The organism is Bacillus cereus group sp. BfR-BA-01349 (genome assembly GCF_022663795.1).
Classification (GTDB): domain Bacteria; phylum Bacillota; class Bacilli; order Bacillales; family Bacillaceae_G; genus Bacillus_A; species Bacillus_A cereus.
On record NZ_JAKUGE010000002.1, the window covers coordinates 190789 to 209410 of the forward strand.

An 18622-nucleotide genomic window follows, 5' to 3' on the forward strand; every position below is an offset into this window, starting at 1 on the left:
CCTCATCACACAAGTTGTAGTTTTCTCTTTACTCGAACAATCTCTTTCTTTCCTATATTTCTATCTGGATAATCACTCCGGTAATGCCCGCCAATACTTTCTTCTCTTTGCAAGGCTGACACAACTATAAGCTCACAAACCGTTAACATATTAATAAGCGTTATCTCTTCATTCGTAAGAACATCATGTTGTAATATCATATTTCGAACACCATACTTACTAAACCATCTCTTCGCATAAGATAAACTTTGCTCTGTTCGCACAATCCCAACATATTTCATCATGCATTTTTGTATTTCTTCTTTCGTCGGTAAATGATTCAGAACGATAAACTTTTCTTCCTTTTCAGCTAGCATGTTCACCTTTTCTTTTGTCTCTCTAGATAAAATGTGTCGTCCGATTCTTTTTCCAAACACAAGACCTTCTAATAATGAATTACTCGCTAATCTATTTGCACCATGAACTCCGTTACAAGCTACTTCACCGACTGCGTATAAGTTCGGAATAGACGTCTCTCCATCACAGTTCGTTTTCACGCCGCCCATGTGAAAATGAGTACCAGGCACGACTGGAATAAGTTTTTTATTTATATCGACTCCATTTGTTTTACATATCGATGACACGGTCGGAAAGCGTTGTTCAAAGTTTTGAATCATTTCGATGTTTAAGTACACTTTTTCACCCGCAAGTAGCTGTTCATGAATAGCCCGTGCGACTACATCACGAGGTGCTAGATCCTGTTCGGAATGTATATCCATCATAAAACGCTGCCCTTTTCCATTTATAAGGACAGCTCCTTCTCCGCGAACAGCTTCGGACACGAGGCCGGAACAACGCCCACCCGCGTATAACATCGTCGGATGAAATTGTATAAACTCTAAATCTACAAGCTCTCCGCCTGCACGGTACACCATTGCAAGTCCGTCGCCTGTAATCGTCTCATCATTAGAAGTAAAGGCGTATAAACCGCCAATACCGCCTGAAGCTAACACCGTACAATCTGCATTGTAACGTTTCAATTCTCCTTTATTGTTGCGAGTTAAAGCCCCAACACATTTATCTTTTTCTATAATAAAATCGAGCACCATTTCCTGTTCCACTACCGTAACGTATGGAGCTACTTCTTGAATAAGATGCTCTAATAAATTCTTTCCTGTTGCATCGCCACCTGCATGTAAAATACGACGTTTTCGATGCGCTCCTTCTTTTCCAAGATGAGGACCTGTTTCATCTCCATCAAATTTCATTCCTCTTTCAATAAGGTTATTAATTTCTTTCGGTCCCTCCTCGACTAAATAACGGACCACTTCTTCATTGTTATAATGACACCCTGCTACTAATGTATCTTCAAAATGATCATTAGGATTGTCATATGTAGCTACCGCTGCGGCAATTCCACCTTGAGCTAAATGTGTATTATTATTACGTTTCGTCTCCTTTGTGATAATAATCACATTCTTTTCGTGACAAATCTCTTTTGCAACACGAAGTGCCGCAACACCACTTCCAATAATTAAGACATCTGCACTTGGCATAATTGTTGCCTCCTACTTTACACTTTTCAACTGTCTTGACACCTATATTTACATAGTTTTAAAATAATGACAAGAGTTTTTTTATAATTCTTATTTTCACTACCATTTAAAAAGTAAAAGAACTGTAACTCTTACTAGAGAGAGGAACTTACATGATGATATATCTTGACTATGCAGCTACTACACCTATGAGCGAGGAAGCGTTACAAACATATATGAAAGCAGCGTCGCAATACTTCGGAAATGAACAAAGTTTACATGATATTGGAGGAACAGCTGCTTCTTTATTACAAGTTTGCCGAAAAACATTTGCGGAAATGATTGGAGGAAAAGAACAAGGAGTATTTTTCACAAGTGGCGGATCGGAATCAAACTATCTTGCGATTCAATCACTTCTAAATGCCCGAACTAAGAAGCATATTATTACGACACCTATGGAACATGCATCCATTCGAAGTTATTTTCAATCTCTAAAATCAAAAGGCTATACGATCACTGAAATTCCTGTTGATAAAAGCGGACTCCTTTGTTTAGTAGATTTAGAGGCAGCTATTACAGAAGATACTGTGCTAGCAAGTATACAGCATGGAAACTCTGAAATCGGAACCGTTCAAAACATTACAGAAATCGGGGCACTTTTAAAAAAATATAATGTTTTATTTCATACAGATTGTGTGCAAACGTTTGGTAAACTGCCTATCCATGTTTTTGAGATGGGCATTGATAGTCTTTCTGTTTCAGCACATAAAATATACGGACCAAAAGGTGTCGGCGCTTGCTACATAAATCCGCAATCTCGCTGGGAGCAAGTATTTCCGGGAACTTCTCACGAAAAAGGATTTCGCCCAGGTACAGTGAACGTTCCCGGCATCGCATCTTTTTTAACAGCTGCTGAAAATATATTAAAAACTCAATGGGAAGAAAGTTTACGTTTTAAAGAGTTACGCTCCTACTTTTTAGGGCAAATACAAACACTTCCGCTAGAAATTGAAGTAGAAGGTCATTCTACTTCTTGTTTACCACATATTGTTGGGGTTACAATAAAAGGAATAGAAGGTCAATATACTATGCTAGAATGTAATCGCCATGGTATCGCCATTTCCACTGGAAGTGCTTGCCAAGTCGGTAAACAAGAACCTTCGAAAACTATGCTTGCAATTGGAAAAACGTATGAAGAGGCCAAACAATATGTCCGCTTCTCTTTCGGACAACAAACAACGAAAGATCAAATTGATACTACTATTCATGCACTACACACAATTGGAAATCAATTTTATAGAGGTGTTAAATCATAATGAAACAAAATGACCAAAAAAAGATTTTAGGCGAAGAAAGACGACAGCTTATCCTTCAGTGGCTTCTCGCTGCAAATGAGCCGTTATCTGGGAATGAACTATCGAAGAAGACAAACGTAAGTAGGCAAGTTATCGTGCAAGATATTTCCTTGCTTAAAGCACGAAACGAACCAATTATTGCGACTGCCCAAGGCTATTTATATTTAAAACCACAAGAGAAACAACAAGCTTTTGAACGCGTAATCGTATGCCAGCACAAACCAGCAGAAGTACGTCAAGAACTTACAATGCTTGTTGACCACGGCGTTACGATTAAAGATGTAAAAGTTGAGCATCCTGTATACGGTGACTTAACAGCATCCATCATGGTAAGCAATCGCTTTGATGTAGAGCAATATTTACAAAAAATCGAAAACACAAATGCTTCCTATCTTTCACAACTAACAGATGGTATTCACTTACATACAATTGAAGCAGATTCTAAAGAAAAGTTAGATGCTGCTTGTGAGGCGTTAGATAAAGCAGGATTTCTGGTTTATTAATGTAAGGCACAGAGTTTTTATCATTCTCTGTGCTTTTTTAATGCTATAATATTGTAATCAATCGTAAAGGAGATCAAATATGGGAATTGAACTCGTTCACTTTAGCATTGGCAAACCGAAACAAATGAAATATGGCGAAGATAAAGAAATGATAACAGGTATATGTAAAGACCCTACAGAAGAGGCCTTTCTCTCAAAAGACGGATTTCGTGGTGATGATGTAGCGGATTTAAAACATCACGGCGGTCCTGATCGTGCTGTTTGTGTGTACCCACACGAGCATTACGCACTATGGGAAGAGGAATTTCAAACTACGCTTCCAGCTTCCACATTTGGCGAAAACATTACCGTAACAAATATGTTAGAGCGTGATGTTTGCATCGGAGATACATATCAACTAGGTGAAACAATCATTCAAGTGACACAATCAAGAGTACCTTGTAGCACAATTTCAAAACGTCTTGGCATCCCTGGCATACTGCCACGCATTGTAGCAACTGGATTTACAGGCTACCTATGCCGCGTTCTTCAAGAAGGTACTGTACGTAAAGATTCTAAAATTACATTACTAGAACGTCAACCGAGCAATGTTTCTGTTTTGTTCTCTAACGAAATTTATTTTCATAATAGAAAAGATAAAGATGGCATTGAAAAAATTCTTGCCGTTCCAGAACTAGCTGATATTTGGCGTGGTCAGTTAGAAGATCGTCTTGCGAAGTTAAAATAAAGAATCACACCAGGTAAAACAGTATTGAGTCCATCATACCAGATGGACTCTTTTTATTTTCTCTTCCTTCACGTCCAAACATATAAAAATATATTTCATATTATATATGGACAACCTTTAATTCTTATATGTGAAGGGAGTGATTAATTATGGCGGATTACTTCTTAAAAAATGGAAAAAAATATTATAAGAAAAATGATCGTCCATGTAATTCTTCAAATTCAGATTCAAATAACTGTTTTATACAGAACTATACTATTTTCGGCACGGGAAATACCCCTCAAGATCTTGATATAACAACTGGAATTCCTCGAACTGTATTTGAAAACTTCACTAAAAATCATAATAAGACACTTATTAAATTTAGTTTCAGTCCTGCATTTGCAACAACGATTAGATTAACAATTGCAAGATTAAACCATCGCTCTCCACTTACATTTACCTTAACACCAGGAGATATTAAAACATTTTTAGTAGAAGATGTTGAGAGTATTACTTTCTCAGATACTGTAGCTCCATCTACACTCAATCTATTAATACAACAAACGAATTGTATTTGCTGCAGTAATTCGAACAATGATGAATCCTACTATTATAATAGTTGTAATGATGCGTACTAAAAACACGACAAAAGAGTTACCTATTCCTAACAGAAAGCCGTCCTAAATATCTTTTAGGACGGCTTCTTTATTTTGCTAGCTTAATTAATCACTTACTTCAATAGAATCGATAGCTTACTCTGCCTCAAACCGAAAAACAGCTTTTCATTTCAATCAAGTTTAACAACAGCTCCCCTCTACAACCAATAAGAAGAATAACTTCCCAACACAGTAACAGAAAAACCGAGTGCTTCAAGTTCCATCGTTACGCCTGGCAATAATACGTCATCATATGCTTTATCGACATCGATTAAGAAAAAGTAATTTCCAAGACCTGTTTTCATCGGACGCGATTCGATTTTTGATAAGTTTAATTTTCTCCATGCGAAAGCTGATAACACTTGATATAGGGCACCTGCATAATCTGCAGGTAACGTTATCATAAGCGTCGTTTTCTCTCCGCGATTCTCTCCGTTATTCGGGAGTACTGCTTTCTTTTTCTTATGGAGTACTAGGAAACGTGTGTGATTATTTTTATGCGTATGAATACTACGCCTCACAATTGTTAATCCGTATTTTTCTGCAGCTGCTTCATTTGCAATAGCAGCAACTTTCTCTTCAGGATGTTCTTTCACATATTGCGCAGCAGCACTTGTGGATGTCATATCTCGAACAGTTACTCCTTTTAATTCTTCATTTAAAAATTTATGGCACTGTGCAATGGCATGCGGATGAGAATGCACTGCATATACTTCACCCCACACTTCTGCATACTGCGGATGTACAAGTAAATGCTGCTGAATTGGTACTGTAATTTCTCCTACAATGGAAAGCGGCTGCTCATGTACAAGGTAATCAACCGTTATATTCACTGAACCTTCTATTGCATTTTCTAACGGTACAACTGCGAAGTCTACATTTTCATTTGCAGCTGCATCTATACAATCTGGAATCGTTCGATACGGTACATGCTCTGCTTCCGGAAAAAAACGACTCACCGCCATATTTGTAAATGTTGCTTCTGGTCCTAAATATCCTACTCGAATCATCGTTTTTTCCCCTCTTTTTCGTTTTCTTACTGTTATACCATACTTTTTTATATTCTTCTATGTAAATTTCGAATATTAAAAAAAGACTAGCATTCGCTAGTCTAAATGTTTCTTATATTCTCTTTGAGCGAAGAAGAAATAAATGATACATGCTGCGATATAAAACAGAATGAACAAACCTACTTTTCTTAATGATCCATCCATAAAAAGCGTATTATGAAACGTATATAACGCAACTGCACTGTGCATACTCCCTACTATAATTGGCGCAAAAAATAGCATACATAATTGCCAACGAGAAATTTTCCATACTTCTTCCTTCGTCATTCCAAGTTTAGAGAGTACACCATACTGCTTTCGGTCCGATGCAATATTATGGAACCATTTAAAATAAACGATACTACATGAAGTAAGAAAGAATAATATACTAATAAATGAGCCTACAAATAGAGTAATATCGCCGCCTTCTTTCATATTTACATACAACTCCATATTGCTTCGAAATGCATTATTATCTTGTTTCATATGTTTCCGTAAATCTTCATTTAATTTCTTCGTCTTTTCGATATTTGGTAATGTGTAGCCTCTATATATCATTTTTTCAGAATCAGGAACCTGATTTGCTATACTATCAAAATCTTCATCATTCATAACGAAGAACAGACCATTAATGTACGAAGGATGATGGTTAAATTGAACCCCTTCTTTCTGACCGTTAAATACGAATTGATATGGTTGATTCATTACTTGCAATTGAATCTCTTTTTGATTATATACATTCGAATTATTGTATTTATTATAATAAACGAGTGTCACTGTACCTTTTTTAGGACGATACGTTTTCTGTTTTTGTTTCCTTGCTTCTTGGTTATATTCACTTTCTTTTATAAGCGGTACTATTGTTGTTTCTCCTTTACTAGACTGAAAGGATGCATACACTCCAACAAAACTCATATATTGAAAATCGTCATACTCATATTGATGCAGTAATTTTTCAACCGCACCTTCCTCAAAGACTTCATGAGTAGAAATACCTTTTTCTATGTACGAAAACGAGTGTACCCCTCCAGTTCGCCACATATCTTGCATGCTAGAAAAATATAAGAACACCGTACCTGTTGCTGTAACTACAAACGTCGTTGCCATAGACATCAGAAAGAAAAAGCGACCATTTTCCTTCATTCGATGTGACAATTGATTCACTATAAATAAATACGGATATGTATACATAATCTTTTTATTTCGCTTTATCATTTCTAACACTTGGGTAGCTCCATGTGTAAAAGAAAAGTACGTTCCAAAAAAGACAAGTATAGACACAGGGAAAAAGTATATCACTATCGTAGCCATCGTCACTTGTAGCGCCAACGCATATCCGCCCACTAAACAAGCAAAGCCGAATAAACAGAGCCACTTTGATGTTTTCTTCTCTTTTTTATCTGTTCGAAATTCTTTCAACAACCGAATGATTTTTATATTCCATATACGTAAAGCACTTATAAAAGATAACAAAATAAAAACGACCATATATGTAATAAATGTTACACCAATCGCCCTTACGTCAAATATGACAGGGAGTTCTTTCGGAAGCCCCAGTAACATACTAAATACCATAAAAAAGAGTTTTAAAAATATCATACCAAGCCCAATACCGAAAATATTCGCGAAGACCCCGATTAAAATTTGCTCGGTCATAATCACTCCTATTACGTTAGACTTCGTTGCTCCCATTAACATATATAACCCTAATTCTTTCTTACATGCTTCTATGAAAATAGAAGTAGAGTACAAAATAAATATGACGAAAAAAGAAATGATTATAACATTACATATGATAAGTCCCCAGCGTACGTTTTGATACCACATCGTCTCTTGCATATATGGATGCACAATGACAGACATATATGCGTAAGAAGCAAATATTGCAAAACAACTACTTAAGAAAAATACTTTATAATTACGCCAATTTCCTTTTATATTTTGCAGCGCTAGTTGCCGAATTTTCATCTATCGTCCTCCTGTAACTTACTACATAGGCAAAAAGCTAGAGGTTCCCCTAGCTTTTTACGTGTTTTAAATATCCTCTTTGTGCGATCATAAAGTAAATGGCAGAAGCTAAAATGTATGCTCCAATTACAAGCGCGCCTGATTTCCACAAATCAATATAAAGCATTTTTCCTAACGTATGAAGAGCAACTCCACTATGAATGGAACCGATTAAAATTGGGATAAAGAAGATAACTCCCATTTGTCGAATCGCAATTTTGCGAATTTCTTTATCTGTCATACCGATTCTCTTTAACGATTTAAATTGAATACGATCTTGTTCTTTATCGTTAAACCATTTAAAGTATGTCATACTACAAGCGAAGAAGAAGAATAGTACCGCTACGAAGAAACCGATGAACATTGTAATTGCTCCACCTTCTCTTATATCCTTATACGCAAACACTGAATTTCTCAATTCTCCTTGCTTTTCTGGTGCAATTTCATTTTTCAAATCTAATACAAGATCTTCTGTAATTTTCCAATCCTCAATATAATAACCATAATATTTCGTCTTTTCTTCATCTGGTACGAGTTTTGCATATTTCTCAAAATCTTGTTCATTTACAACGAGATATTCACTATCATTAAAAACAGAATACTGCGTTGGGGCATTTAATTGAACAGACTGCTTTTGTCCGTTAATTGTAAATTCATACGGTTTCGTACGGTCTATCTTCATCAGTTCATTTGACATATCAACCATAACCATCGTTGCACTACCCATTGCATTATGAATTTCTGAAGGTTGCTCTCTCTTTTGTTTACGCACTTCCGCATTATATTCTTTTTCTGAAATAATCGTCATCGGTACTTCATGTTCACTATTAAACAACGTTATTTTCTGTGTTGCTGGTAGTTTAACGTAGGTTACTTTTCGTGCATCTTCAAACCCGTGTCTCTTCACAAGCTCCTGTACCTTTTCTTCATTAATAAGGCTATATGTATTTAACCCCTTTTCCTCATATGAAATAGCATGTGGTGTAAGTTCTACCGTTTTCGCACTCAAATTTTCAAAATATACGTAAAGCGTGCCAACTGCCGAGGATACAATCGCCGTAATAATAGAAATTACAAATAGAAAACGAGCATTATCTTTCATTTTATAAATAAGGTTGCTAAGAACAAACATATTTGGATACGTATAGAAAGATTGCTTTCTTTTTTGTAATGCTTTTAATACAACTGTACTACCTTGTGTAAATAGTAAATACGTTCCGCCAATTGTCAGTCCTACCACCGGTAAAAAGAGGATGAGGAAATTCAGAAACGTTACTTGGAAGCTAAGTACATATGCAACAATAATACATCCTATACCAACTACACATAACCATGTAAATGCAAATGGCTCTACTTTTTGCTTTCTTGCCTCTCTTAATAAATCAATAATTTGCAAGCGTCCTACTGTCCAAACACTAAACAATGATAGGATTAAAAATAGAATAAAGTATACACCAGCTGTAATAAGAACTGCTTTACTATTCCAAACAAGTGGAAGTGTCTTATCTATTTTTAATAATACGCTTAACGCTTGGAAAAATAATTTTGAACAAAGCATTCCAACCCCAATACCAACTACAATTGCAATACTACCTAACATCAGTTGCTCTAATATAATCATTCGGCCGAGCTGCGATTTCGTTCCGCCTATTAATGTTAGTAGACCAAACTCTTTTTTTCTTGCTCGTAAAAACGTTGAATTTGCATATAAAATAAAGAGTGCCGAGAAGATGACCACAATATAATTCATCGATTCTAATCCTTTTGTGATCATCTTTCTCATACTAATATTACCGCTTACGACATCTGGATGATAAATAAAAGAAGCATACATAAAAAATACGACAATCGATAAACAACTACTTATAAGAAACGCTTTATAGTTACGCCAATTTCCTTTTACGTTATTAAGCGCGAGCTGGCGAAAGTTCATGATATTCTCCTCCTAGCATCGCAAGTACGTCCAGAATTTCTTGGAAAAAGGCTTGTTTCGTTCTTCCTTTATGTATTTCCGAGAAAATTTCTCCATCGCGTATGAAAAGGATACGTTCACAATAACTAGCCGCTACTGGATCGTGCGTAACCATTGCAATCGTTACTTTCTTTTGCTCGTGTAAATCTTGCAGGGCTCCCATTAGCGATTTCGCTGACTTTGAGTCTAAGTTTCCAGTTGGCTCATCTGCTAAAATTAACGTCGGTTCATGAATGATTGCTCTCGCTGCTGCTGCACGTTGTTGTTGTCCCCCAGATACTTCGTATACTTTTTTATTTAAAATTTCTTCGATGTTTAAAAACTTTGCAATTTCCAGTACTTTCGCATCGATTTCATTTACAGATTTCTTCGCCATTACAAGTGGTAAAATAATGTTTTCTTTAATGGATAACGTATCAAGTAAGTTAAAATCTTGGAAGATGAATCCTAAATGTGTACGGCGAAACTCCGCTAATTTTGCAGCACGCATTTGATTAATTTCTTCACCATTTACAAGCACATGACCTGAAGTTTGCTTATCAATTGTTGCTAATAAATTTAAAAGCGTCGTTTTTCCGCTTCCTGAAGGGCCCATAATCCCTACAAATTCGCCTTCTTCTATTTTAAAATTTATATCGTTTAAAGCAGTCGTCGCTACTGAACCTTTTGATTGGTACACCTTCGTTAAGCCTTTTACTTCAAGAACACTCATTTCTAATCCCCCTATGTGTTTTCTTCTTACATTTACTATAAGAAAAATAAGAAAAAGAAACGAGTGATTTCCCTTACAAAACGTTTTGTTATCTTACAGTTTTGTCATTTTTCTCATCAATGTATGATATTCTTCATCTTTTGCAAATTGGAACGTGAATGTTGTCCCTTCTCCTTCAGCCGATTGGACATACATTCCATGATGTAAATTATCACAAATTTCCTTCGTAATATATAAGCCCATCCCAGTCGCTTCTCTCGTTTTACGTCCATTTATTCCCGTAAAAAATGGATCAAATATGCGCTTTACGTCTTGCTCTGGAATACCAATTCCATTGTCCTTAATATGTAATAACACCTTTTGATTTTTCTCTTCAATTTGAAATTGAATTTCTTTTTTCTCTGCCGCTGAAATTTTTGTATACTTGATTGCGTTTACAACAATTTGACCTATAGCAATACTCAGCCATTTTCTATCAGATGCAACCATACAAGTATCTTCTTCAAACATCACTTTCGGAAATACAGACGATTGAATGAAGGATTTTCGATTTTCATTAATAATACCTCGCACGACATCTATAACATTTACTACTTCTACCTTATAATCTTTCGCAAACTGCTCTAGTCTTGCCATATGTAACGCTAAATCTAAACCATTTAGTATACGGTTATTTTCTTCACGAATACTTTCAACTGTTGCTCTTGCCTCACGATGCTCTTTGCCAAACTTCTGCAACAATAATTCAATAACAGATACTGGTGTTTTCATTTGGTGAATCCATTGGTTCATAAATATCATTTGTTGTTGCTCTTTCGTATGCTGTTTATGAACTTCATTCATATATTGCTGTCTTAATAACGTAAAAGATTCAACGACCATTTCTTGCTCTGATGTATAAGATTCATCAATAAGTAAAGAGTCATGTAATGTATTTCCACCAGTAACATACTTTTCGATCCTCTTTAAAAACACACTCCGTTTTCGGTAATCGTAAATGAGGTATACAGTAAACACAACTGTTCCTAATAAAAGTCCATATAACCACGTACTCCAATCAATGGATTTCTTTTCCAAAAGACTTTGCAACTGTAAAACGAGCCCAAATAAACAAAGGCTAACAATATAAGAAAGAATTAAAGAAAAGCGGTCCATAAGGTAATTTTTAACCTTCATGCCCTTCGCCCCACTCCGTAAGAAGCGCATAACCATATCCACGTTTCGTTACAATTGCATTTTTAATGCCTAACTCCTCTAGTTTCTTCCTTACACGTTTTACATTTACGGTTAATGTATTATCATCCACAAATGCTACTTCATCCCATAGAGCTTCTAACAGTTCTTCGCGCGATACATATTGATTCACCTGTTTCATTAAACACTCTAATAAGTAAAATTCATTTTTTGTCAGTTCAGTTTGTTGTCCTTGCCACTCAACAATATGCTGAGACGGGAATAACAACAGTCCATTTACACCTAAACAATCACTCTCAGCAGCAGAAGCATACTCTCCGTAACCACGGCGAAGTGCACTCTTCACCTTTGCCATTACGACATCTAAATGGAATGGCTTCGTAATATAATCATCACCGCCATTTTCAATCGCCATTACTTGATCCATTTCTCCTGTTCTTGCAGAAACAAAAATAATTGGCGCATTCGATACAGTACGAATTTGACGACACCAATAAAAACCGTCAAAGTACGGTAAATTAATATCAAGTAACACGAGATGAGGATTCACTTTTACAAACTCATCTTTTATTTGACGTAAATCACTTGCTCTAAATGATTGATAGCCATACCTTTCTAAATGCTCTTCCAATATTCCCGCGATTTTCTCATCATCTTCTACAATTAATATTTTATACATGCTCGTTTTCTCCCCATAAAAAATTCTTCTAAAACCACTCCCTTTTTATTATAAATTGAAAATTTAATTAGTGGGGATTTTTTCCTATATAAATCCGATTTTTACGATATAAAAAAAAGACTGCCGTATTTCGGCAGTCTTAATCGATAAATTCAAATTCATATTCAAGAATTTTTACAATATCTCCGTCTTTCGCACCACGTGCACGAAGCGCTTCATCAATACCCATTCCGCGCATTTGACGAGCGAAACGACGTATAGATTCATCACGTGAGAAGTCTGTCATCTTGAATGTTTTCTCGATATCGTAACCAGAGATAACAAACGTGCCATCACTTTCACGTGTAATTTCAAATTTAACACCTTCAGTATCAAATTTGTACATTACACTTGTATCAGACTCATCCGCAACTTCATGTATTGGGAATTCTGGTGTTGTTTCTATTAAGTTCGCTACTTCAAACAGTAAGTCACGAACACCTTGTCTTGTTACAGCTGAGATTGGGAAGATTTTTACTTCGTCTCCCACTTTCTCTTTAAATGCTTGTAAGTTTTCTTCTGCATCTGGCATATCCATTTTGTTTGCAACAACAACTTGTGGACGCTCAGTTAAGCGAAGATTGTATTCTTTTAATTCATTATTAATCGTTACGTAATCTTCATATGGATCACGGCCTTCTAAACCAGACATATCAATAACATGCACGATTACACGTGTACGCTCAATATGACGTAAGAATTGGTGTCCAAGTCCGACGCCAGCATGTGCGCCTTCAATTAGTCCTGGAAGGTCAGCCATAACGAAGCTGCGGTTATCACCCGTTTCAACAACACCAAGATTTGGAACGATTGTTGTGAAATGATACTCTGCAATTTTCGGACGCGCTGATGATACAACAGATAATAATGTAGATTTACCTACACTTGGGAATCCAACAAGTCCAACGTCTGCTAGTACTTTAAGTTCTAGAATAACATCACGCTCTTGACCTGGTTCCCCGTTCTCAGCGATTTCTGGCGCTGGGTTCGTAGCTGTTGCGAAACGTGAGTTACCACGGCCACCGCGGCCACCTTTTGCAATTACAGCAGTTTGTCCATGCGTTACTAAATCGGCAAGAATTTGACCAGTTTTTTCATCTTTTACTACTGTTCCTGGTGGAACCTTTACAAGTAAATCTTCAGACTTACGTCCGTGCTGACCTTTACTCATTCCGTGCTGACCGCGATCAGCTTTGAAATGACGTTGGTAGCGGAAGTCCATTAATGTACGTAAGCCTTCCTCAACTACGAAAACAACATCTGCACCTTTACCACCGTCGCCACCTGCTGGGCCACCTTTTGGTACATACTTCTCACGACGATACGCAACCATACCATTACCACCGTCGCCGCCTTTTACATATATCTTGACCTGATCTACAAACATTATTTCACCACACTTTTTTCAATTGGTTGTAATATAACTGAGACTTCTTCGTCTCGCACTGTATAAGAAATGGAATACCATTTATTGTTTTGGGTCGCAAGCCAATTCTGTAGTTCTTCTACACTCGTTAGCTTACCACGAAAATCAAAAAAGAAACGAGCATTATCCGCGTCACATTCAATTGTGATACAAACATAATTTTCAACATATACGTCTAAACTATGCTGAAGCATCGAGAAAAATTGATTCGTCCATGTACATACAGTCTCATCTAAGTGAGATAAGTTATGTAATTTCCCTAATACTTCGTACTCCAATAAGCACGGCTGCTGTTTCCAATTATATGTTAAAATCCACTCTGAAAATAAAGGCATTGATAGCCCCATCAGATTGGATTCTTGTCTCGCTTCTTGGACAAAACGATCGATGAGACTATGAATTTCTTCCACTTTTCCAAGGGAAAGGTTTCCTTTCACCATCTGCATACGATTGAGCCAATCATGTCTTGAATGGCGCAATGCATCTATAATTGTCCATTTTTCATTCATTTAGATACCCCTTAATATAGAAAAACTCTAACCTGCACTCAGGTTAGAGTTTTCCGTGAGTTCTTATGCTTCTTGAGCAACAGGATATACGCTCACTTGTTTGCGGTCACGACCAAGACGCTCAAAGCGTACTACGCCGTCAACTTTCGCGTATAAAGTGTCATCGCCACCACGACCAACGTTAACACCTGGATAAATTTTTGTACCGCGTTGACGGTAAAGAATTGAACCACCTGTAACCGTTTGACCATCTGCGCGTTTAGCACCAAGACGTTTTGACTGAGAGTCACGACCGTTCTTTGTACTACCTACACCTTTCTTAGATGCGAAAAACTGAAGATCTAATCTTAACATACGTTACACCTCCTGCACTTTTTCTATTAAACGGATATACTTTCCGTAATCAAGTTCGATCGTCTTAAGCGAAACAACTAATCCTTCTAAAAGTGTTTGTGCTTTTTCTGCTGTATGAACGTCTAAATCATTAGGCAATTCATACGTTAAGAATCCGCCATCACTTCCGAGTTCAATAGTTGCTTGCACATTACAAAGTTCTTCCACTGCATTTATAGAACCAAACACAACCGCTGTAGTTCCAGCACAGACAAGGTCTTGTCCATGTGGCGCATAATCGGCATGTCCAGTCATTTTAAATGATTGGATACTTCCTAATTTCGTGCGACTTATCGTAATTTTAATCATGTTAACCAGAATTAAGCGTTGATAGCTTCAACAACTAGCTTAGTGTAAGGTTGACGATGACCTTGTTTCTTACGATTGTTCTTTTTCGCTTTGTATTTGAAAACGATAATTTTCTTAGCGCGACCTTGTTTTTCAACTTTCGCAGTAACTGTTGCACCTTCTACAACTGGGCTACCAACTTTAACGTTTTCGCCACCAACGAAAAGAACTTTGTCAAAAGTAACAGTTTCACCAGCTTCAACATCTAATTTTTCAATGTAGATTGCTTGACCAGCTTCAACTTTAATTTGTTTTCCACCTGTTTCGATAATTGCGTACATACTTGCACCTCCTCTTAATTACTAAGACTCGCCAAAAACGAGGTAGACATAAATGCCTTTAGGGAACCTGTCTTGTGCGGTTGTAGCATATAGCCGTTTAGGTGCTATAAACTATAACATAAAGATGTTATCATGAATCATAGACGGTTGTCAATAAATGTTCTGCTAACTATTTTTTCCGCTCTACAATTTCTTTTTTACTTCCAAAACGAACGATAGCATACTTTTCGATATTATCATCTTTGAAATAAATTTCAAATGGAATATTTTTTTGTAATTCTTTTTGCAAAAACTGTTTTTGCAGTTCTTTAGGCGCAGCGATTAATACCGCTTCATCTTCTATATTGCCATATGTGATTAGTTCTCTCTCTAACTCATACGCAATTGTTTCATGCGACATCACATAACCCGTCGCTTTGCAAGGTACACACTCTTTTAATAATACGTCTCGTAAAGAATGCTTTTTACGTTTACGTGTCATTTCCAAAATCCCTAGCTCCGTAAAGCCGAGCACCCTTGTATATGTGCGGTCATCTTGCATAGCAGCTATGAGACATTCTCTTACCTTTTCTTTATCTTCTCTTTTTTTCATATTAATAAAATCAATTAATATCATACCACCAATATCACGAATTCTTAATTGGCGTGCAATTTCTTCAGCTGCCATCTCATTTGTGCGAAGTACTGTATCTTGTAAATTTTGTTTTCCCGTAAACTTGCCCGTATTCACATCAATTACAGTCATCGTCTCCATTTGTTCTACAATTAAATAAGCACCATTTGAAAGCCAAACAATTTTTTGAAGTGCTTTCTCAATTTCACGCTCTATTCCAAAATGGTTAAACATCGAAGACTTTTCATTATAAAAAGATACTTTTTCTTTTCCAATTTTGTCTTCTAATTCTTTTACTATACTTCTTGTATCTACAACTACTTTTTCAATGGTTTCAATTGGGTTCTCTTGAAATACACGATCTAAAAAGGTCGCCGGTCGATGAAGTAATAACGGCGCCTTTCCTTGGCCCTCTTTTCTTTTTAACTCTTCATACAACTGTTGTAACTCTTGCATTTCAGCTTGTATTTCTTCAATTGCTCCTTTTTCAGAAGCAGAACGGAAAATGTATCCCCCCGTTCCCTCTATTTCAATTTGGAGTAATTGTTGTCTTCTTTTATTATTTTTTATTTTTCGAGAAACAGCGCGCATCTCACCAAACGGCATATAAACGACATATTTCCCGGTAAATTCTATATTCGCTGTCAATTTAGGCCCTTTCGTATCAATTGCCTCTTTCGCAACTTGTACGAGTATCGCTTGCCCTTCATGTATACGATAAGAAGATGGTACATCATCGTATGAAAGGTAAGCATGTTTTTCTAAACCGATGTTTACAAAAGCTGCATTCATTCCAGCAATTGTTCTTACGACACGTCCAACATAAATATGCCCAACAATCTCTTGCTCTTCATTACGTTTCCATAAAAACTCAACAATTTTTTTCTTCTCTTCAATTGCAACGCGCTTTTCCGAACCAGCGTAATTCACATATAACGTTTTCAAAATTATTTCCTCACTTTATAATCTTCTTTGCTTTTACAATAATAAAAGGTTAGTGCTATCGTCAACACTAACCGATTAATTCTTCAACTGATGAAGTTGTTCGTTTTTCAGTAAAATATGCATAGAGCAATTCATTTTCATCCAATGTGTAATGCTCTTTATATTTTCCACGGACGATAATAGAATGCTTATATCCTCTACGAAATTTTGTGAAGATCGTATATAAACGATCTTCCGTTTGCACTTCAATAGGTGCAATCTTTTCGATTCCTCTTTTGTTTCCATAATAACGTTCTAATAAAAAACGCATAAATGCATACCGTCTTTGTTTCCACTCTTGATATAATGACACTGCTAAAAATATGAGTAGTACCCACATCATAATATTGTTACTATTCCAGAGTAACTGCCATCCTAATATTACACCAAAAAAAACACATGACAATTGCATCATCTTTTCATGTGCTTGTAAATAAGGGAAACGATATGATAATACATTAAACAATACTTTCCCGCCATCTAACGGCCAAATAGGGAGTAAATTAAATGCTAAAATAATTATATTATTCCACATAAAGAAATAATATAAATCTGTATTCAGCCAACCGGCTTCGAACAACATATAACCTACCAGCATCATCCAAACATGTTGAATCGGTCCTGCAATTACGACAACAAGTTCCTCTTTCAATGACTTATTACCATGTTCCTCAAGCTCGGCAACGCCACCAAACGGCAAAAGCTGAATTCTTTTTATACGCCAATTATAGTGTGCTGCTGCAAAAGCATGCCCAAGTTCATGAATAAGAACAATACAAAATAACAGTAGTAACTCTTTAAAACGCGCAGTAAAAATACCAATGACAATAATAACCCAAAATAATGGATGCACGGAAATTTTCGTTAAAACGTCCCTATATTTAATCAAATGATATCACCTGGATCGGATCAATAAATTTTTCATTCTTTTTTATCGCGAAATAAAACTTTCCATTTTTATCATTTGTATCATTACTCACCGTTCCAATTTTTTGTTTCTTTGAAACGTAATCATATAATTTCACTGACATATCGTTTAAGTTTGCATACCATGACTCCGTACCATCTGCATGTTGAATTTGAACTGTATTTCCAAGTTCCTCTTTCTTGCCTGCAAAAACAACTAACCCTTCATTTACTGACTCCACTTTTGCATTTGTAGCTGTTTGGACAAATACACCTTGGCCATTTTTTTGAAACCCTTGCATTACCTTTCCAGAAGCAGGAATTGCATAATCTTTTTGCTGAATACTTCCTTCTTTTTTCTCGTTCGGCGAATAGAATACGAGCGGTTTTCCAAATTGCTTTTCGTACCATTTCGCTACAGTAGCAAACTGAAATTCCTCTTTCATCACTTTTTCTGTAACAGCTTTAGCTCCATTGAATGAAGAAGGAGCATTCTTATATAAAATAGCAACCGAAAGAACTAATATTGCTGATAATAAAACTTTGAAGAAAAAGACTTCCTTTCGAAATAAAGGATGCATTTCCTTTTCTCCATCTTCAATAAATACTGCTTCACTATCAAAATTCCCTCCGTTAAAATACTGCTCTTCCTCCATCCTTTCTTGCTCGGCCTTCCTTTTTGCAATCCGCTTTTTAATTTCTTCTACGCGTCTATTCTTCATACCGTCTCCTTTCTTTCGTTAAGCTAATTTCATTAGAAACAGTTGTATACA

At 36.3% G+C, this 18622-nt stretch carries 19 protein-coding genes and 1 other annotated feature; of the genes, 4 read left to right on the forward strand and 15 right to left on the reverse strand.

The window, feature by feature from the left end; genetic code table 11:
* Positions 1-5 precede the first annotated feature (5 nt).
* Positions 6-1535, reverse strand: a complete 1530-nt coding sequence (gene nadB, locus MR169_RS02290; RefSeq protein ID WP_001138536.1) for an L-aspartate oxidase — start codon at positions 1533-1535, stop codon at positions 6-8.
* 152 nt (positions 1536-1687) lie between these two features.
* Here nadB and MR169_RS02295 point away from each other — a divergent pair, with 152 nt between their 5' ends.
* The 4 genes from MR169_RS02295 (at position 1688) to MR169_RS02310 (ending at position 4719) form a co-directional block, all read left to right on the forward strand.
* Positions 1688-2830, forward strand: coding sequence for an IscS subfamily cysteine desulfurase (locus tag MR169_RS02295; RefSeq protein ID WP_000973759.1), 1143 nt, complete (start codon positions 1688-1690; stop codon positions 2828-2830).
* On the forward strand, positions 2830-3372 hold the full coding sequence (locus MR169_RS02300; RefSeq protein ID WP_000812240.1) for a transcription repressor NadR: 543 nt from the start codon (positions 2830-2832) through the stop codon (positions 3370-3372). Before MR169_RS02295 ends, MR169_RS02300 begins: the two co-directional genes overlap by 1 nt.
* A 79-nt stretch (positions 3373-3451) precedes the next feature.
* The gene (locus tag MR169_RS02305; RefSeq protein WP_000510669.1) at positions 3452-4099 is read left to right on the forward strand and encodes an MOSC domain-containing protein; all 648 of its coding nucleotides are present in this window, start codon (positions 3452-3454) and stop codon (positions 4097-4099) included.
* 149 nt (positions 4100-4248) lie between these two features.
* A complete protein-coding gene (locus tag MR169_RS02310; protein WP_000796370.1) occupies positions 4249-4719 on the forward strand; it encodes a hypothetical protein in 471 nt (156 codons plus the stop codon).
* Positions 4720-4895: 176 nt separating this feature from the next.
* Here MR169_RS02310 and pheA read toward each other — a convergent pair whose 3' ends face one another.
* The 14 genes from pheA to spoIVFA all read right to left on the reverse strand — a co-directional run bounded on the left by pheA (position 4896) and on the right by spoIVFA (position 18571).
* Positions 4896-5747: a prephenate dehydratase gene (gene pheA / locus MR169_RS02315; protein WP_000621707.1), complete on the reverse strand. Its 852-nt coding sequence runs from the start codon at positions 5745-5747 to the stop codon at positions 4896-4898.
* Between the two features lie 96 nt (positions 5748-5843).
* Positions 5844-7754: an ABC transporter permease gene (locus MR169_RS02320; protein ID WP_242318829.1), complete on the reverse strand. Its 1911-nt coding sequence runs from the start codon at positions 7752-7754 to the stop codon at positions 5844-5846.
* 49 nt (positions 7755-7803) lie between these two features.
* A complete protein-coding gene (locus MR169_RS02325; RefSeq protein ID WP_016118669.1) occupies positions 7804-9726 on the reverse strand; it encodes an ABC transporter permease in 1923 nt (640 codons plus the stop codon).
* Positions 9701-10477 (reverse strand): ABC transporter ATP-binding protein, encoded by a 777-nt coding sequence (locus MR169_RS02330; RefSeq protein ID WP_000114529.1) that lies wholly within the window; start codon positions 10475-10477, stop codon positions 9701-9703. Before MR169_RS02330 ends, MR169_RS02325 begins: the two co-directional genes overlap by 26 nt.
* Positions 10478-10570: 93 nt before the next feature.
* Positions 10571-11653 (reverse strand): HAMP domain-containing histidine kinase, encoded by a 1083-nt coding sequence (locus MR169_RS02335; RefSeq protein ID WP_000865402.1) that lies wholly within the window; start codon positions 11651-11653, stop codon positions 10571-10573.
* On the reverse strand, positions 11643-12350 hold the full coding sequence (locus tag MR169_RS02340; protein WP_000276725.1) for a response regulator transcription factor: 708 nt from the start codon (positions 12348-12350) through the stop codon (positions 11643-11645). The genes MR169_RS02335 and MR169_RS02340 overlap by 11 nt, the downstream gene beginning before the upstream one ends.
* Positions 12351-12489: 139 nt before the next feature.
* Complete coding sequence (obgE, locus tag MR169_RS02345; protein ID WP_000497127.1) at positions 12490-13776, reverse strand: GTPase ObgE; 1287 nt, start codon at positions 13774-13776, stop codon at positions 12490-12492.
* Entirely contained in the window at positions 13776-14324 is a 549-nt protein-coding gene (locus tag MR169_RS02350; protein WP_001003584.1) for a sporulation initiation phosphotransferase B, read from the reverse strand. Before MR169_RS02350 ends, obgE begins: the two co-directional genes overlap by 1 nt.
* Before the next feature lie 63 nt (positions 14325-14387).
* Complete coding sequence (gene rpmA / locus MR169_RS02355) at positions 14388-14678, reverse strand: 50S ribosomal protein L27 (protein WP_000944958.1); 291 nt, start codon at positions 14676-14678, stop codon at positions 14388-14390.
* Positions 14679-14681: 3 nt separating this feature from the next.
* Complete coding sequence (locus MR169_RS02360) at positions 14682-15026, reverse strand: ribosomal-processing cysteine protease Prp (protein WP_002001054.1); 345 nt, start codon at positions 15024-15026, stop codon at positions 14682-14684.
* Positions 15027-15037: 11 nt separating this feature from the next.
* Positions 15038-15346, reverse strand: coding sequence for a 50S ribosomal protein L21 (gene rplU, locus MR169_RS02365; RefSeq protein ID WP_000270907.1), 309 nt, complete (start codon positions 15344-15346; stop codon positions 15038-15040).
* 14 nt (positions 15347-15360) lie between these two features.
* Positions 15361-15438 (reverse strand) — a sequence feature (ribosomal protein L21 leader region).
* Between the two features lie 77 nt (positions 15439-15515).
* Entirely contained in the window at positions 15516-16904 is a 1389-nt protein-coding gene (locus MR169_RS02370; protein ID WP_016118671.1) for an Rne/Rng family ribonuclease, read from the reverse strand.
* Positions 16905-16971: 67 nt separating this feature from the next.
* Positions 16972-17832 carry a stage IV sporulation intramembrane metalloprotease SpoIVFB gene (spoIVFB, locus tag MR169_RS02375; RefSeq protein WP_000599054.1) on the reverse strand — a complete coding sequence of 287 codons (861 nt, stop codon included), beginning with the start codon at positions 17830-17832 and terminating at the stop codon, positions 16972-16974.
* A complete protein-coding gene (gene spoIVFA / locus MR169_RS02380; protein WP_000797471.1) occupies positions 17825-18571 on the reverse strand; it encodes a stage IV sporulation protein SpoIVFA in 747 nt (248 codons plus the stop codon). The genes spoIVFB and spoIVFA overlap by 8 nt, the downstream gene beginning before the upstream one ends.
* Positions 18572-18622: the final 51 nt, after the last annotated feature.

Bases quoted from the DNA above. Each gene is read 5' to 3' on its own strand.
- nadB (WP_001138536.1), bottom strand. From the start codon at position 1,535: ATGCCAAGTGCAGATGTCTTAATTATTGGAAGTGGTGTTGCGGCACTT.
- MR169_RS02295 (WP_000973759.1), top strand. From the start codon at position 1,688: ATGATGATATATCTTGACTATGCAGCTACTACACCTATGAGCGAGGAA.
- MR169_RS02300 (WP_000812240.1), top strand. From the start codon at position 2,830: ATGAAACAAAATGACCAAAAAAAGATTTTAGGCGAAGAAAGACGACAG.
- MR169_RS02305 (WP_000510669.1), top strand. From the start codon at position 3,452: ATGGGAATTGAACTCGTTCACTTTAGCATTGGCAAACCGAAACAAATG.
- MR169_RS02310 (WP_000796370.1), top strand. From the start codon at position 4,249: ATGGCGGATTACTTCTTAAAAAATGGAAAAAAATATTATAAGAAAAAT.
- pheA (WP_000621707.1), bottom strand. From the start codon at position 5,747: ATGATTCGAGTAGGATATTTAGGACCAGAAGCAACATTTACAAATATG.
- MR169_RS02320 (WP_242318829.1), bottom strand. From the start codon at position 7,754: ATGAAAATTCGGCAACTAGCGCTGCAAAATATAAAAGGAAATTGGCGT.
- MR169_RS02325 (WP_016118669.1), bottom strand. From the start codon at position 9,726: ATGAACTTTCGCCAGCTCGCGCTTAATAACGTAAAAGGAAATTGGCGT.
- MR169_RS02330 (WP_000114529.1), bottom strand. From the start codon at position 10,477: ATGAGTGTTCTTGAAGTAAAAGGCTTAACGAAGGTGTACCAATCAAAA.
- MR169_RS02335 (WP_000865402.1), bottom strand. From the start codon at position 11,653: ATGAAGGTTAAAAATTACCTTATGGACCGCTTTTCTTTAATTCTTTCT.
- MR169_RS02340 (WP_000276725.1), bottom strand. From the start codon at position 12,350: ATGTATAAAATATTAATTGTAGAAGATGATGAGAAAATCGCGGGAATA.
- obgE (WP_000497127.1), bottom strand. From the start codon at position 13,776: ATGTTTGTAGATCAGGTCAAGATATATGTAAAAGGCGGCGACGGTGGT.
- MR169_RS02350 (WP_001003584.1), bottom strand. From the start codon at position 14,324: ATGAATGAAAAATGGACAATTATAGATGCATTGCGCCATTCAAGACAT.
- rpmA (WP_000944958.1), bottom strand. From the start codon at position 14,678: ATGTTAAGATTAGATCTTCAGTTTTTCGCATCTAAGAAAGGTGTAGGT.
- MR169_RS02360 (WP_002001054.1), bottom strand. From the start codon at position 15,026: ATGATTAAAATTACGATAAGTCGCACGAAATTAGGAAGTATCCAATCA.
- rplU (WP_000270907.1), bottom strand. From the start codon at position 15,346: ATGTACGCAATTATCGAAACAGGTGGAAAACAAATTAAAGTTGAAGCT.
- spoIVFA (WP_000797471.1), bottom strand. From the start codon at position 18,571: ATGAAGAATAGACGCGTAGAAGAAATTAAAAAGCGGATTGCAAAAAGG.